Annotated in this window: 14 protein-coding genes; 6 read left to right on the plus strand and 8 right to left on the minus strand. The window is 50.0% G+C overall.

The genetic code is table 11. The features are described from left to right. Positions 1–70 precede the first annotated feature (70 nt). Genes MPHASIOC01_RS17370 through MPHASIOC01_RS17380 form a run of 3 tightly spaced genes read left to right on the plus strand, consistent with a single transcriptional unit; the run spans position 71 to position 2639 of the window. Positions 71–835, plus strand: a complete 765-nt coding sequence (locus tag MPHASIOC01_RS17370) for a ribonuclease Z (RefSeq protein WP_353612978.1) — start codon at positions 71–73, stop codon at positions 833–835. Beyond that, entirely contained in the window at positions 832–1881 is a 1050-nt protein-coding gene (locus MPHASIOC01_RS17375) for a LacI family DNA-binding transcriptional regulator (protein ID WP_353612979.1), read from the plus strand. Before MPHASIOC01_RS17370 ends, MPHASIOC01_RS17375 begins: the two co-directional genes overlap by 4 nt. Further along, on the plus strand, positions 1878–2639 hold the full coding sequence (locus MPHASIOC01_RS17380; RefSeq protein ID WP_064600329.1) for an inositol monophosphatase: 762 nt from the start codon (positions 1878–1880) through the stop codon (positions 2637–2639). The genes MPHASIOC01_RS17375 and MPHASIOC01_RS17380 overlap by 4 nt, the downstream gene beginning before the upstream one ends. On the opposite strand, the gene mrdA is transcribed toward MPHASIOC01_RS17380, so the two are convergent. Both mrdA and MPHASIOC01_RS17390 read right to left on the minus strand, forming a co-directional pair. Then, entirely contained in the window at positions 2636–4558 is a 1923-nt protein-coding gene (mrdA, locus tag MPHASIOC01_RS17385) for a penicillin-binding protein 2 (RefSeq protein ID WP_064600331.1), read from the minus strand. The two genes, MPHASIOC01_RS17380 and mrdA, sit on opposite strands and share 4 nt — an antisense overlap. A 367-nt stretch (positions 4559–4925) precedes the next feature. Next, positions 4926–5603, minus strand: coding sequence for a hypothetical protein (locus MPHASIOC01_RS17390; RefSeq protein ID WP_064600333.1), 678 nt, complete (start codon positions 5601–5603; stop codon positions 4926–4928). Between the two features lie 537 nt (positions 5604–6140). Here MPHASIOC01_RS17390 and MPHASIOC01_RS17395 point away from each other — a divergent pair. Together MPHASIOC01_RS17395 and MPHASIOC01_RS17400 are read left to right on the plus strand one after the other, a co-directional pair. Further along, positions 6141–7802 carry a methyl-accepting chemotaxis citrate transducer gene (locus MPHASIOC01_RS17395; RefSeq protein WP_353612980.1) on the plus strand — a complete coding sequence of 554 codons (1662 nt, stop codon included), beginning with the start codon at positions 6141–6143 and terminating at the stop codon, positions 7800–7802. Positions 7803–8296: 494 nt separating this feature from the next. After that, the gene (locus MPHASIOC01_RS17400) at positions 8297–9046 is read left to right on the plus strand and encodes a hypothetical protein (RefSeq protein ID WP_064600336.1); all 750 of its coding nucleotides are present in this window, start codon (positions 8297–8299) and stop codon (positions 9044–9046) included. 8 nt (positions 9047–9054) lie between these two features. On the opposite strand, the gene MPHASIOC01_RS17405 is transcribed toward MPHASIOC01_RS17400, so the two are convergent. From MPHASIOC01_RS17405 to MPHASIOC01_RS17420, 4 genes are all read right to left on the minus strand, one after another. Further along, on the minus strand, positions 9055–9654 hold the full coding sequence (locus MPHASIOC01_RS17405; RefSeq protein ID WP_353612981.1) for a dienelactone hydrolase family protein: 600 nt from the start codon (positions 9652–9654) through the stop codon (positions 9055–9057). Positions 9655–9664: 10 nt separating this feature from the next. Continuing rightward, a complete protein-coding gene (locus MPHASIOC01_RS17410) occupies positions 9665–10624 on the minus strand; it encodes a glutathione S-transferase family protein (RefSeq protein WP_353612982.1) in 960 nt (319 codons plus the stop codon). A gap of 27 nt (positions 10625–10651) precedes the next feature. Continuing rightward, entirely contained in the window at positions 10652–11062 is a 411-nt protein-coding gene (locus MPHASIOC01_RS17415; protein ID WP_064600342.1) for a DoxX family protein, read from the minus strand. Positions 11063–11171: 109 nt separating this feature from the next. After that, complete coding sequence (locus MPHASIOC01_RS17420; RefSeq protein WP_064600344.1) at positions 11172–12071, minus strand: LysR family transcriptional regulator; 900 nt, start codon at positions 12069–12071, stop codon at positions 11172–11174. Positions 12072–12254: 183 nt separating this feature from the next. Here MPHASIOC01_RS17420 and MPHASIOC01_RS17425 point away from each other — a divergent pair, with 183 nt between their 5' ends. After that, positions 12255–13235 (plus strand): sensor domain-containing diguanylate cyclase, encoded by a 981-nt coding sequence (locus tag MPHASIOC01_RS17425; protein ID WP_064600346.1) that lies wholly within the window; start codon positions 12255–12257, stop codon positions 13233–13235. Here MPHASIOC01_RS17425 and MPHASIOC01_RS17430 read toward each other — a convergent pair. Beyond that, on the minus strand, positions 13209–13964 hold the full coding sequence (locus MPHASIOC01_RS17430; RefSeq protein WP_064600348.1) for a substrate-binding domain-containing protein: 756 nt from the start codon (positions 13962–13964) through the stop codon (positions 13209–13211). The two genes, MPHASIOC01_RS17425 and MPHASIOC01_RS17430, sit on opposite strands and share 27 nt — an antisense overlap. 1 nt (position 13965) lies before the next feature. After that, positions 13966–15024: an ABC transporter substrate-binding protein gene (locus tag MPHASIOC01_RS17435; RefSeq protein WP_405027779.1), complete on the minus strand. Its 1059-nt coding sequence runs from the start codon at positions 15022–15024 to the stop codon at positions 13966–13968. Between the last annotated feature and the right edge of the window lie 61 nt (positions 15025–15085).

Raw genomic sequence — 15085 nt, forward strand, 5'->3', positions numbered from 1 at the left:
TGATGTGAACCTACTTTGTCGTGTATTTGTGACACTTTAATTAAGTCGGGAAGAAATTTAGCGAGGCAGAATGAGAATTGATGTTCTGGGTTGTGGCAGCGCATTTTCTTTACACCACACCACATCGGCTATTCGTATTATTGATAACCAGCAGGCACAATGGCTAATTGATTGTGGCCCTACCGTTCCGCGTGCGTTATGGAATCGGAAAGTGGATATCAATGCGATTGATGTAATTTTTTTCACGCATATTCACCCTGATCACTGCGCGGGCCTTGCGGTATTACTTAACCACTGGAAAAGTTTCGGGCGCGTGAAACCACTACAAATTTATTGCCAGTCTGAACAACAGACTGTGCTGGTTAACCAAATCGCGCTGGCAAACTGGCCACACACAGAGCTGACCTTTCCCATTGAAATCCTGGACAGCCAGCCGGAATGGAAGTGGTGTGGCTGGCAGATTCGCACAGCCTTCGCGCAGCATGAAATTCCAAGCCAGGCCATTCGCATTGAGGCCGATAACCATGTGCTGTTTTACAGTGGTGATGGCAGGCCAACAGACGCCACCCAGTCTCTGATGGCTGGCAGTGCGCTGGCTTTTCAGGAATGCGCATCCTGGCAACCTCTGACAACAGATGCTTCCCATGGCGATTACCCTGCCTGCCTGGCATTATGTGAGAAGCTGGCGTTAAACCTGATGGTGTTGTACCACACCCAGGATGCTGACCGGACCGCCATTACCCGGGCCTGCGCACTTCACCCGAATTTACGGCTCAGCAACGACGGTACCCTGTTCGACCTGGAGAAACCAAACTGGCTACAGGCGGCCTTGTGAAAGCACCCAACCCCAATAAACCTACAGTAACGGCGCAGGATGTTGCCCGCCTGGCGGGGGTTTCCCGTGCTGTAGTTTCCAGAGCACTCAGCAACAATGGCAGTGTTTCCCCGCAATCCCGCGCCAGAGTGGAAGCCGCGGCACGCCAGTTAGGTTATCAGGTTAACTTTCTGGCTCAGGGACTTAACCGGCAGCGTAGCCAGTTAATCGGCGTGGTGGTGGCCCGGTTAACTGACCCGTTTCGCAGTACTCTGGTCAATGCCTTGTTATCAGCAATTCAGGCCAGGGGATACCAGGCGCTGGTCACTGAAATTACTGATGAACAAGAAACCGGCCTGTCACTGCGCCGTTTCACGCAATTTCGGGTATCGGGCGTGGTCGTGACCTCAGGGCAACCCCCGGAATCGATTGTGCGGGAGTGTATTGAGCACCATATCCCTGTAGTGGGTATTAACCGGGCACAGAGTGGCCCGTCCATGGATGTTGTCTGTTCAGATAACCAGGCTGGCGCTATGCTGGCAGCATCACAACTCTGTGCGGCAGGATGCCAGTCGTTTATCTGGCTTAACTACCAGGGTTCAACCTGGGCAGGCCGGGCGCGTGGCGAGGCGTTTCGTCATGCACTTACCGTGCAGGGTATCGCGCCAGAATACCTGAGAGAATTGCAGGCACCACAGGACGGGTATGAAGGCGGCTTTTTGGCGGCACAACACAGTAACTTACTACGCCCGCAGGCCACTACCGGTATATTTTGTGCCAATGCGCTGCTGGCTTGTGGTTTTCTGGATAGCATGCGCCAGCAAGGGAAAAACGCTCCGACCGATTTTCATTTAATTGGCTTTGATAACACCCCCCAGACCGCATGGGAGAGTTACCAGCTCACCACGATTCATCAGCAAGTGGATGAACTGGCAGCAAAAGCGCTGGATTGTCTGCGTGAACGTGCAAGGCATCCGGAACGTGCTGCTCAGGTCATCCCGGTGGCGGTGGAGCTTGTCCATCGCCGTACTTCACCTTGCGTAACAGAGCAGACAGACACGTTATGACAACTGATCAAAAACAGGCGTTATTTACCCTGATTAAACACGCCGGGCAGCATGCTCAGGCATTGCGTAACCAGGGTTTGAAAATTGACAGTAAAGGCCAGCAAGATTTTGTTTCTGAGGCCGATATTTGGGTGGAACAACAGTTACGGCACTGGTTAGCACAACACTTTCCCACCGACGGTTTTTTAGGTGAAGAAAGCGGGTTGCAAACGGGTAACGGGCGCACCTGGGTAATCGACCCAATAGATGGCACCACAAACTATATTTCAGGAATGGATTACTGGTGCATTTCCGTGGCTTGTGTTGAAGGCGAACAGGTTGTACTCGGTATTATTTATGCACCTGACCGCAACGAGTTTTTTGTAGCTGAAGCCGGAAAAGGTGCCACATTAAATGGGCATCCTCTGCACCTGAGAGAACCCAACCCGGAACAGGTGGTTATTGGCCTTGGCCGTTCCAGCCGGACCTCTTTGGATGGCTACCTGAAAACATTACAACACCTGGCCGACCAGGGAGTGGAATACCGCCGGTTTGGTGCTGGTGCGCTGATGCTCGCCCATGTCGCCGCCGGGCAGGTGCACGGGTACTTTGAGGCGCATCTCAATAGCTGGGACGCACTGGCCGGTTTGCTACTGATTCTGGAAGCTGGCGGTCAGGCTAACCCTTTTCTGGCTCACAATGGCCTGATACAAGGTAATGTGATGTGGGCGGCGACACCGCGAGTATGGCAGCGGTTATCGCCTTTGTTGCTTGACTAGCCCCCCGGTGATACCGGGCGGGTAACAGCGCCAGAAGAATCGCCGGGTGGAGTGGGTGGAGGTACATCCGTCTTCCCGGCAAACAGGTAGTCCATGATATTACGCATAATAGGCGCAGCGGTTACACCTTCATCGCCTCCATTTTCCAGAATAAGTGTCACAGCAACCTGTGGGTCGTTATAAGGCGCAAACGCGGTATAAAACACATGATCGCGCAGGCGTAGTGGGATAGCTTTTGCGTTATAGACCTGGTTCTCTTTCAGGCTGAACACCTGCGACGTTCCACTCTTGGCCGCAATGCCGTAAGGTGCCGTATGAAAGTACTTATATCCGGTACCATTAGGGGCATTGGCCATCCCAAACATGGCCCGGCGAACCACGCCCCAGAATGGTGATGCAGGGTCGCCAACTTGTTGCTGCTCTTTGGGCGCCCGGTAGAAAGACACGGCTTTCCCCAACGCCATTTTCGCCATCAAATGAGGAATAATCACATGCCCGTTGTTTAACAGCGTTACCAGCGCTTTTTCCATCTGGATTGGCGTGGCAACCCAGTAACCCTGGCCGATACCAACGGAGATAGTATCCCCGCGATACCACTGTTTTTTGTGAACTTTGAGCTTCCACTCCCGGCTGGGCAGCAACCCCTGGTACTCTTCATGCAAGTCTATCCCCGTGTATTTACCATAGCCGAACTGGCTGAGCATTTTATGGATCATGTCGATCCCCATCATGTTCGCCACCTGGTAAAAAAACGTATCCGACGACTCTTCTATAGCCTGTGTAACCGTAATATTGCCGTGCCCCGATTTTTTCCAGTCGCGGTAACGACGGCTGGTGCCCGGTAATACCCAACTTGATCCACTGAACAGATGGGTTTCAGGCGTGATGACATGGTTAATCAGTGCCGACATCGCCATGTAAGGTTTGACTGTCGATGCCGGAGGGTAAAGCCCTTGTGTAACCCGGTTTATCAACGGCAAGTCCTGATTATGGAGTAAAGCAGCGTAACCTTTGGCACTAATCCCTTCGACAAAAGGGTTCGGATCATAAGAAGGTGTTGAGACCATCGCTAACACTGAACCATCGTGAGGGTTCTCCACCAGCACGGCGGCTCGCTGACCAACCAACTGTTTTTCGATAAATTGTTGCAAAGGAAGATCGAGTGTCAGCCAGATATTTTTACCCGCCACAGGCGGTATCTGTTTGAGAACCCGGACAATACGCCCGTGATTATCCACTTCAACTTCCTGATAACCCGTTTTGCCATGCAGCTGCGATTCGTAATAGCTCTCAATACCCTGTTTGCCAATATCGTGGTCAGCAGCGTAATTCTCAGCTTCCCCTTCTTCACTCAGGCGTTTGAGGTCATTGTCATTAATTTTGGAAACATAGCCGATAACATGCGCCAGCGACGCGCCCCAGGGGTACTGGCGTTCCTGGTAAGTATCAATCCCCACACCTGGAAAACGGTATTGTTCAACCGAAAACCGCGCCACAGCCTGATCCGACAACTCGTCTTTCAGGATAACGGGCTTGTAACGGCTACTATTGTGCAGCGTATGCCAGAAGTTATCGATATCGTCCGGTGTCAGCCCCACCACAGGTGTTAATTCAGCAATCGTGGTTTTGAGATCTTTAATTTTGTAAGGCGTAAGCTGAATATCATAGCGGGTAACGTTTTTGACCAGCGGCGTGTTATTGCGGTCATAAATTATCCCGCGAGTAGGCGCGATTGGCAGCAGTTTTATATCGTTCTGGCTGGATCGTTCACTATAGTAGCTGTTATCCAAAATCTGCAGGCGGTATAAGTTAACAATCAGAATACAAAAACAGACGATCACCAGCGCGAACGCAATGGAAACCCTGTAGACAAAGAGTTTTCTCTCTGCGTCAAAATCACGAATGGGTGTTTTTTGCATATCAATTTACAGTACAGAAATGCTCTTATACTCAAGATAATTCGAGTTGCAGCCAGGCGGCAACGCAGCGGATCCCGGAGCCTACACGGTTAAGTGACCGGGATAAGCGAGGACAGCCAACTCACTTATAATTTGAGATGAAGCGTCCAGGCGGGTTTAAGCCAGCACTCAGCAAACAGGTCAGTTGCTTTTGTGAGGAAACTAGCACACAGTAAGTGATACGCCTACCCTGAAGCTGTACTTTCCATACCTGATTTTGTTTCTATTTTTTTAAGTGTGTCGTGCGATTATGCTCACCCCCGAATAGCATGAAGAATAATAATGCAATAAATACATTAAGATAATGGCACTCTGTACCAGAAATCCTTCAGTGTGGCTTGCCTGCAGGTTTTGAACAATCGAAACACTTTCCCATCATTTTCGCTTCTGGAATTGTTTGCCCTAATTGCCATAACTGAGGTGTATCTACGCCATTGAGCACCAGTATACTCCCGCAATCCGTTATCTTTTCAGCCACAACAGCCAACGCTGGCGACATGACGTACTGTTGGTAAAATGCGGAGGCCAGCACAGTGACGGCAAACATCCCGCTACACACAACAGAAAATGGAATAATACCAGCACCGGCATCGCTCAGCCCCAGATGCACATCCGCCATTAACGCATTCAATAGCGGGTTATCCTGGGCATCAGCCAGATTCGGGAAAGACTCATTGACCATTAACGTCACAAATGGTGTTAGTGAGAGTTGACGCAGCAATTCTGGTGAAGATACCAGGTAAGCAGCCTGTTCAAAATCCATATGCAACAGATAACACAGCCCTCGGTGGTTAAACACATGGGCAGCCCGGCTAATAAAATTCAGTTGATTCTCAAACCAGTTTATATTGGCATGCTCTTTTGAAAACGCTGCCGGTAAATATCGCCCTGGAGGTTCTCCTGACATTATCCCCCATAATTTCCCGGTTTCACCAATGATGGCCGCTGAGCCACCTGGCACAGAAACCTGTTCCAACCGGGCAAGTGCTACATTGTATTGTTCCATAACTGACATCCTTGTTTAACACTACTTAAATGATCGGTAAAACCAATTAATACAACATTTTTGATCGATTAAATACGTGTTAATGCCTATCAATTCATGCGATTTGATCGATATAAACAGGTAATAATCCTATTGTTTTTTTATAGTTAATCATGTAATGGTCAATTTTTACCCATAAGGGAAATTTCATCGTACTACAGCGAACCGTCAACACATCAGCATATGTTAAGGCCACCAACCTTCTTTGCAACCACAAAGCTATTTTATTCGAAAATGCCATTTAAAAATAAAGGAAAGTGCTTTCATTTTTCATGGTGAATAATAAAAACACCCACTCACTGATAATAAAGCATTAGAAAAATACGCATTCTCCTACCAAATATTAATGAATACAAAAAAGAAGAAAAAATACACCAGTTAATATATACAAAAAAATCAAAACGTTAGTTATTTAAGTAATTTTTACCGAATAAAGTTTTAGCAGCACTTACCGATAAATTCACTATCTCTTGGTATATTCAATAATGGATTACAGACATGATAAAAAATCTGAAAGTCATAACCGGTATCATTGCAATATTGGTGATATTTTCGGTACTACAGCTGGTTACCAGTGGTTTTTTTTACTCCGCGGTTAATAATGATCGCCATAACTTTCAAAACTCAGATGTGCTGAACTACCAGCAGTCACAACTTACTGACAGTATTCTCACGCTTATCAAAACCCGTGTGACTATTAACCGGGTTGCCATTCGTTTTCTGAAGAACCAAAAAGACCAGGCTGCCATTGATGGAATGAAACGGTTGCTGGACAGTGCAGCAAAATCACTGATCCAGACAGAAGGTTCTTTTGCTAAATACAAAGGGTCACAAAACATCAGTGGGCAGGATACAACCCTTGCCAGCCAACTGGAGCAAAAGTACCAGGCCATGCATGATGTAATGAAGATGTCCATTCAGTATCTGGGAGAAGGTAACTACCCGGCATATGGAAATCTGGATGCACAGCAGGCACAGGATGAGCTGGAAGGGATGTACAACCAGTGGCGTAAACAGAATGCCAGCCTGTTACAAAATGCCGGACAGGAAAATCTGAACAGCTATAACAGTATGAAATGGACGCTGGGCGTGATTCTGCTATTGGTGGTGGTCACTATTGTCGTTTTGTGGCGTGGCCTTCAGGTTATTTTGTTACACCCTTTACGCAAAGTAATGGAACATATCCGCGCCATTGCTGATGGCGATCTGACACGTAGTATCGACGCAACTGGCAATAATGAAATGGGGCAACTTTCTGCCGGGGTTAAAGCCATGCAGGGGTCGCTGGTTCGTACCGTTAGCGCGGTGCGTGAAACGTCAAACTCTATTTTCACTGGTGCCAGTGAAATCTCTTCTGGTAGCCACAATTTGTCTTCACGTACTGAAGAACAAGCCGCTTCCCTGGTGGAAACTGCGGCCAGTATGGAAGAACTGACAGCAACCGTTAAACAGAATACCGACAATGCGCGCCAGGCGGCGCAATTAGCGAAAACGGCCTCAGAGACGGCACTCAAAGGTGGTGAAGTGGTCAATACCGTCGTGCACACAATGAGCGCCATTGCCGACAGTTCACAACAAATAGCCCATATAACCAGCGTTATTGACAGTATTGCTTTCCAAACTAATATTCTGGCGCTCAATGCTGCCGTTGAAGCAGCGAGGGCAGGAGAACAAGGCCGCGGTTTTGCTGTTGTTGCCGGAGAAGTACGCACCCTGGCACAGCGCAGTGCACAAGCGGCAAAAGAGATTAAGGAGCTTATCGACAACGCAGTTTCCCGGGTGAATACCGGTTCCGGTCAGGTCAGGACCGCGGGCTCCACCATGCAGGATATAGTGCAGGCTGTTACCCGGGTAACAGATATTATGGGGGAAATAGCTTCCGCATCAGACGAGCAAAGCCGTGGCATTGAGCAGGTTGGCCTGGCCGTCGCACAAATGGATGGAGTCACTCAGCAAAACGCCTCCCTGGTTGAAGAGTCTGCTACCGCTGCAGCGGCACTGGAAGCGCTGGCAGGCAAGCTCCACCAGGTGGTGGATGTGTTCAGGATTAATGGTATGCCGAGCCCAACGACTTCCTCCCGCCCCACCCCACCCACTGCACGCGCAGCAACTCATGCCTTGCCGCCTGCTGGCAGCGATAATAACTGGGAAACGTTCTGATTTCCCTCCCCCTCAGGAATGAGAGCTTTCCCCACCCAACGCAGCGAATCACCGGGAGCTTACATTATAAGTGACCGGTGTGAGCGAGGCAGCCAACACACCTGTAGTGCGAAGAATGACGCACCAGGCGCTAAATTATTCGTGCTACAGGAAGGCGGCAACGCAGCGAATCTGCCTCGAGCTTACATTAGTAAGTGACCGGTGTGAGCGAGGCAGCCAACACACCTGTTAGTGCAAAAAACGCCCCGCCAGGCGCTAAATTATTCGTGCTACAGGAAGGCGGCAACGCAGCGAATCACCGGGAGCTTACATTAGTAAGTGACCGGTGTGAGCGAGGCAGCCAACACACCTGTAGTGCGAAGAATGACGCGCCTGAACACATTTGTTTACCCTTAGCCTTAGCCTGAAACCCTAACTTTGCACTCTGCTGACTGTGGCTGGTACGCAGAATGCCGTATTATGTGGAGGCGATAATGTAGTGTGAGCCTGGGGTTATGTCTTTTCATCTTAAATGTTTGGTCGCTTTGGTGCTTACGGTTTCGGCTGGTGCGCAGGCCGATATTACTGAGGCGAGAATTACTGCTGATTGCGCTAAAGTGAGTCATTATGCGGCTGATGGTAAGGCGGCGTGGGCGGCAAATAAGTTTGCTGCTGCGCGTGCTGCATTTGAAGAACAGGTAAGCTGGAGCGAGCAGTGCGACCTGCCTGATGACCAGATTGCTGCGGCTTATAATGCGGTAGCACGCACTTATATACAGCAGGCAGATTACCACCGGGCGAAGGCGTGGCTGATGCTTGCCCCTGGTTACCCTGAATCTGTGCAAAACCTGGCTTTAATTAAAGACAAACTGGCCGCTGAACCTTTTCCTGACTCGCCGGATGGAGTGTGGTGGAAATACGCCGGGCGGGGTATCTGGCAAAGCATCAAAGTATCGGGGGCCAGGAATAACAAAATAAAAGTGGATTTTGAAGGGTATGCTTTTGGGCTGATGGGCCTGTATAACGGGCCAAATATGGGGCATTTCGTGCGTACTGTTGCCTTGTCGGGCGACCACGCGACGGTGAAATTACGCGATGATGACGATGACATCACCGATAATGACACCGACAGTGATTACAGCATTCACTGCAATATTCATCTGCAGTTCACGCCAGACCAGTTAACGGTCACCACCGACAGGCCGCGACAGTGTGGTTTTGGTCACAATGTTACGGCCAATGGTACATGGATTCGGGTACAGTAACAGGCGAATTACACAAGGTGTTTAGCCAGAAACTCACCTGCTTTATCAACACCTTGTTGCGTTATCGTGTGGCCTGCTGTGGCATCCCAGGCAACCTGTGCCTGAATACCCAGCGCCTTTAGTTTTTCCTGTGCCTGCTGGCTTTCCTGCCAGGGAATGACCGGGTCACGCTGCCCATGTACCAGCAATGTGGGCACACTGCCCACGGGTTTTCCCTGAAACGTTGCCAGCCTGCCAGAAAACGCCACCACCGCGGCCAGCGGCCAGCGGCCCGATACCAGCGCGTCCAGTGCCATAATCGAACCCTGAGAAAAACCCACAAATGCCAGTTTGTCCTGTGAAGGGTCTACCCCCTGTTGCTGGCAAACAGCCTGAATAGTGCGGTCGAATTCCGGGCGAGCCTCAACAATTCGTTGTGGGCGGTTCGCTTCTGTAATGCCATTAAGACTGAACCACTGCCAGCCACCACCCTGCCCAAAGGCCTGCGGGGCATTTGGAGCGCTGAAGTGGGGGTCGGGTAAACGTTCTTGCCATAACGGCCCGAGCACAGCCAAATCCGCACCACTACTGCCCACGCCGTGCAGAAAAATCACCAGTTTCTTCGTCATGTCCGGCTCCTTACAACCCATAAGCGCTCATATCTGGCCCTGCCGGAACAATTCCCGGTGGATTCAGCGCCTTAATGGAATAATAACCATGTTTGATATGGGCAATGTTCACCGTATCGCGCACCCCCGGAATATCAAGTACCCGCCGCATATACGGGTTGAGGAATGCATATTCACGCACCGGTTTCAGATTGCATTTAAACAACCCGTAGTAAGCCACATCAAAACGAATCAGCGTAACGAACAGGCGAATATCCGCCTCTGTCAGTTGTGTACCACACAAGAATGGTCGCCCATCGCTCAGGCGTGACTCCAACTGTTCCAGCATAGTGAAAACATCATTAAATGCGTCTTCATAGCTTTCTTGCGTCGTCGCGAAACCGGCACGATAAACACCATTATTCAGCCGTGGGTAGATAACCGCATTCAGCTTGTCTATCTCTTCACGCAATGGTTGTGGATATAAATCCCATGCATTACTGGCCAGGTCACCAAAGCCGCTGTCCAGCATGCGCAGGATATCGGCGGATTCATTATTCACAATGGTACCGGAAAGCTTATCCCACAGAACGGGGACCGTTGCCCGCCCTGTAAAATGCGGATCAGCCCGGGTATAGAGCTCATGTAACCACTCAGCCCCATTCAGTTCATCAAGGTTCGCACCAGGAAAGTGCCCAAAGTGCCAGCCCTGGTCAAATAGCTGTGGTTCCACCACACTGACTGAAATAACGGACTCCAGCCCTTTCAGTTTACGCGCCATCAGCACCCGGGATGCCCAGGGACAAATATACGCAACATATAAGTGGTAGCGCCCGGCCTCAGCCTTAAATCCCCCGTCTCCGGTTACGCCAGGCGTACCGTCCGGCGTAACCCAGTGGCGGAAACTGGAGGTTTGCCGGACAAAACCGCCTTTCTCATCGGTTGCCTGAACCGGATGCCACTCGGTGGTCCATTTGCCATCTACCAGCATGGTTACCTCCTGATTACAGTAAAAGGTTTATTTACGGCCAAATGGTGTCGGTTTCAGTGCCAGTGCACCATCGCCAGTCAGAGCCAGCACAATCAGGCCAATTATCCAGAACCCGGGGAATTCCCAGCCACCGTTAGGGTTGGTAAAGAAGAACCCGGCCGGGCCATGCACGGTAAAAATCGCGCCAAGTAACACCGGAATCAGTGCAACGGCGGCAATACGGGGCCAGATACCCAAAATTAATGCCATCGCGCCAACCAACTCCCAGGCCATAGTGATATAAGCCAGCCCACCCGGTAAGCCCAGTGAAATAAAGAACTTCGCGGTACCAGCCGGAGTAAATACAAAGGCTTTTAAACCAAAGTGAGCTAAAAACAGAATACCCAGTGCGATACGCATTACCAAAGCAGCCCAGGGCGCAGTACGGTTATCAATCATGGTCTTTTCCTTTATCAGCAGAACATATATTGTCGATAAGGCAAGACTACGTTATTTCTGATTAAATGATTATCCGGGCAAAGTGAGATTATTTATTTCCGTTTCTGCACTAATCAAACCAGGACTGCGCAGCGAAAGCAGTGACCAGATAATCAATAAACGTCCGGGATTTATGGGCAAGATGGCGCGATGGTGGATAAATGGCATACAAACCCAGTGGCGGTGTATCCCACTGAGCAAGCAGTTTTACAACTTCTCCGCGGTGGATAGCATCACCGGCGACAAAAGTAGGTAACCTGGCGATACCTAAACCCGCCACCACTGCACTCAGGCAGGCTTCGGCATTTGAAAAACGTAACCGTCCTTTTACGGGAAAAGGAATGAGCTGACCACCTTCATGAAAATGCCAGTGATTTGGGTCGCGAAAGTTCGAGTCAACAATACAATCGAAATCTGCCAGTGACCGCCAGTGTTCAGGTGTACCGGCGCTGGCAAGATAAGTGGGTGATGCAACCGTCGTGATATGTATATCGCACAGTTTGCGGGCTATCAGACTGCTGTCTTCCAGGTTACCGATACGCAACGCCATATCAAACCCTTCTTCAACAATATTCACCCTCCGGTCTGAAAAACTGACATCCAGTTCAATATTGGGATATTCACGGGCAAAATTTACCATCACAGGCGTCAGTTGGCGCGTGCCAAAAGTAACCGGTGCAGAAATCCTCAACTTACCGGAAGGGTCACGGGCCGTATGGCGTACATCTGCATCCAGTGCTTCAAAGGCATCAATCAGCACTTTCACGCGCTCGTAATAAGCCAGCCCCACATCCGTGGGTGCCAGAGAGCGTGTGGAACGCTTAAATAACTGGATCCCCAGTTCTTTCTCCAGCCGTGAAATCAACCGGGATGCCTGACCATGGCTGGTATTCAGGCGTTGCGCTGCCCGGGCAAAACTACCAAGCTCCAGCACCATTACAAACATACGATCACAGTCCAGACGATCCATCTTATTCTCTCATGCAGTTTTATTACTTACTGGCTATGAAACCATAGCAGGACACATAAATTATGTTACCTGTCTGGTTCGAATGGTTGATATCTTAGTAATATGTATTTCGAGTAAATTATGTTCTGTTTGAGATTTGTCTCAAGACACAGAATTAAACTGCGCATCTGAGATAGCTGACTTATGTCGGAAGAAACATTAAAGCAACAAATACAAAATCTCAAAAAACATAATGCCAGATTAAAGCGTATTGCCCACGATGCCAGAGATAAATTAAGTGCGGCGCTGGATGGCACAGGGTTATGTTTATGGCAACTGGATATTCCCTCCGGAAAACTGGTTATTTTTAACCGCCGTTGGGGAGCCATGCTGGGGTTTCAGCCAAAAGAGCTAAATGCACATTTTGAGGTCTGGCGCGATCATCTGCACCCGGATGACCGTGATTTTGTGCTGGCTGCCTTTTATAACCATATTGAAGGCAAAACTCCGTTCTATGAAGCATTACACCGCATGAAAGCCAAAAATGGATCTGTTACCTGGGTGCTGGACAGAGGCAGAGTCACACAGTGGGATGACGAAGGGCGGCCATTGAAAGTGACGGGCACACATATTGATATGACGAAAGAAAAACAGTATGAACAACAACTTGCCCGTCTTGCAAACCACGATCCGCTCACCGGGCTGGCAAACCGCCACGCACTGACCAACCACTATAAGAAGCTACAGAAACAGTCAGTCTTTTCCATCGCATTTATCGACCTGGATAATTTCAAAACCGTCAACGATACTCTGGGGCACCGCAGTGGTGATAATCTGCTGGTACAACTCGCCCGGCGCATTAGCGAGATATGCCCATCAGATTGTGTTGCCGGTCGGCTGGGTGGAGATGAGTTTTTGCTGATTCTTCCCTGGAGCGTAAGCCAGCCTGAAACGCTGCATCTTGCCAGGCAAATTCTGGATGTCTCAATGGTACCATTTGAGCTGGATAACGGCGAGGCCACCATTGGCGCTTCAGTTGGTTTGGTTGATGTTGGCAGTCATGAATCATTTGCCGATGCGGTTTTACGTGCAGACGAAGCTATGTACTCCATTAAGCACAATGGTAAATCAGGTATTGCTGTTGGCAGCCCACCACCGTCACCGGCACCCAACCGCCGCCGGTAAGTTCGCGAAAATTTCATCGCCACCCGGCCCAAACCCCGCGGCAATCAGAATTTTTTGTGCCAAAGGCGAGCCCAGAAACACAGCCAAACATTCCGCCTGCATATCCAGTAGCGCCAGCGTATATTGCGCCTGTACACCCATATCTTCAGGAATATCCAGAACTGTCAGCCCGGTGACACGACGCAGTCTGGCGGCATAGCTGGCATAACCGATAAACATATCAACGCGCCCCTGGTTGATCAGCCAGCCTGCAGCTGTTTCTCCTGGAGGAACAGACAGTGTTTCACTCCCGCCAACCAGGCATTGCGCACGTTGTTGAATAGCCATTCCCTGACCGGGATAACGCCATTCGATCTGGCGGAATAGTTGCCAGGTGTAGTCACCGGAAGGATCGCTGACCGGGGTGGATGTCCCCAGGCGCAGTTCAGGCCGGGAGAGCACGGAAAGCCAGGTGTCACCAGGTATCAGGCAGTCTGTTTTTACTGTCAGGCATAAACGGTTGGTGGCAAAGGGCATCACCTGGTGCGCTCTGCCAGCCATAAACAGTGAGAGCGGGTGATCAAGGTTTGCTGATGCAAATAAGTCACAAGATTCACCTTGTTCAATGCGCATTCGCAGAAGGCCTGCCGGGCCAAACCCGGTATCCACGCGCTCACCACTCAGCTCATAAAATGCAGCCATTAACGGCTGCCAGACAGCCCGTAAACTCCCGGCAACAAGTGCTTTCATGTTAGTGTTCACCCTGGTAATGAGTACCATAAAACCGCAGATACCAACGATTAACCTCTTTGTTGATATCAATATCGCTAAAGCGTTGCGGGTAAAGCTTTTTCGCCATCCATAATTCGCCCAGCCCTACAGCTTCCGGCATCGGGTACCCCCAGGCTTTGGCATACTCCGGCATTAAGTAAACCCGGTGGTGTTTCACAGCATCAATCACCTGCCACTGAGGTGAGTGAGTGATGTCAGACACCACCTGTGGGTAACGCGCCTGGACAAAGATAACCTGAGGATCCCAGTTAATCACCTGCTCCATGGAAACCTGCTTATAGCCTTTTACTGTACTGGCAGCGACATTCACAGCACCAGCGCGGGACATCATCAGCCCGGTGTATTTTCCTGAGCCATAAGTGGTTAAATCCGGGTTTGCCATATAAGCCCGTACTTTTTCGCTTGCCGGGATATCTTTCAGCCGGGAAGCCACTTCTTTGCGGTATGCAAATGCCGCCTCATTCAGTGCGCGGGCATCCGCCTGGTGATTAACTATCTCGCCAATCAGGGTAATGCCTTCACGCAACCCCTGGTCATACGCCTGTTCATCATTGGCAAGGGTTGGGTTCAACCTGGAGGCGTCTGTAGGTGTCGCGTCATGACGCAGCGAAATAGCAACTACCGGAATCCCCAGTTGTGTAATGCTGTCTATCATTGCTGCTGGAGCGTAATTCGTCACAAACACCACTTGCGGGTGAAGCGCTACCAGTTTTTCGGTATCCACATGTGTGAGATCACCAAGCCCCGGTGTGTTTGCCAAAAAGGGGGCCAGGCGCAAATAATTTTCACCTAATTGCTGTTTCCAGTTTGCCAACACACCAACAATTTTGTTCCCGGCATGCATTTGTACCAGCAAATTCAGTGTTTGGTGTTGCAGCACCACAACCCGGTCCACCTGGTCAGGAATTGTCACCTGCCTGCCTAACTGATCCGTTACTGTGCGCGAAGCCTGTGCAGTAAATGTCAGGCAGCAAAAAAACAAGGCTGCCATCCAGCCTGTAATAGTGGCGTGTTTCATCATGTCCCCTCAATTCGTTATGTAAAAAATTATATAACGAATGAATTACCGATGAACAGAC

The sequence above is a fragment of the Mangrovibacter phragmitis genome (assembly GCF_040429585.1).
Classification (GTDB): domain Bacteria; phylum Pseudomonadota; class Gammaproteobacteria; order Enterobacterales; family Enterobacteriaceae; genus Mangrovibacter; species Mangrovibacter phragmitis.

Coding starts and splice junctions, on each gene's coding strand:
- MPHASIOC01_RS17370 (WP_353612978.1), top strand. CDS start 71: ATGAGAATTGATGTTCTGGGTTGTGGCAGCGCATTTTCTTTACACCAC.
- MPHASIOC01_RS17380 (WP_064600329.1), top strand. CDS start 1,878: ATGACAACTGATCAAAAACAGGCGTTATTTACCCTGATTAAACACGCC.
- mrdA (WP_064600331.1), bottom strand. CDS start 4,558: ATGCAAAAAACACCCATTCGTGATTTTGACGCAGAGAGAAAACTCTTT.
- MPHASIOC01_RS17390 (WP_064600333.1), bottom strand. CDS start 5,603: ATGGAACAATACAATGTAGCACTTGCCCGGTTGGAACAGGTTTCTGTG.
- MPHASIOC01_RS17395 (WP_353612980.1), top strand. CDS start 6,141: ATGATAAAAAATCTGAAAGTCATAACCGGTATCATTGCAATATTGGTG.
- MPHASIOC01_RS17400 (WP_064600336.1), top strand. CDS start 8,297: ATGTCTTTTCATCTTAAATGTTTGGTCGCTTTGGTGCTTACGGTTTCG.
- MPHASIOC01_RS17405 (WP_353612981.1), bottom strand. CDS start 9,654: ATGACGAAGAAACTGGTGATTTTTCTGCACGGCGTGGGCAGTAGTGGT.
- MPHASIOC01_RS17410 (WP_353612982.1), bottom strand. CDS start 10,624: ATGCTGGTAGATGGCAAATGGACCACCGAGTGGCATCCGGTTCAGGCA.
- MPHASIOC01_RS17415 (WP_064600342.1), bottom strand. CDS start 11,062: ATGATTGATAACCGTACTGCGCCCTGGGCTGCTTTGGTAATGCGTATC.
- MPHASIOC01_RS17420 (WP_064600344.1), bottom strand. CDS start 12,071: ATGGATCGTCTGGACTGTGATCGTATGTTTGTAATGGTGCTGGAGCTT.
- MPHASIOC01_RS17425 (WP_064600346.1), top strand. CDS start 12,255: ATGTCGGAAGAAACATTAAAGCAACAAATACAAAATCTCAAAAAACAT.
- MPHASIOC01_RS17430 (WP_064600348.1), bottom strand. CDS start 13,964: ATGAAAGCACTTGTTGCCGGGAGTTTACGGGCTGTCTGGCAGCCGTTA.
- MPHASIOC01_RS17435 (WP_405027779.1), bottom strand. CDS start 15,024: ATGAAACACGCCACTATTACAGGCTGGATGGCAGCCTTGTTTTTTTGC.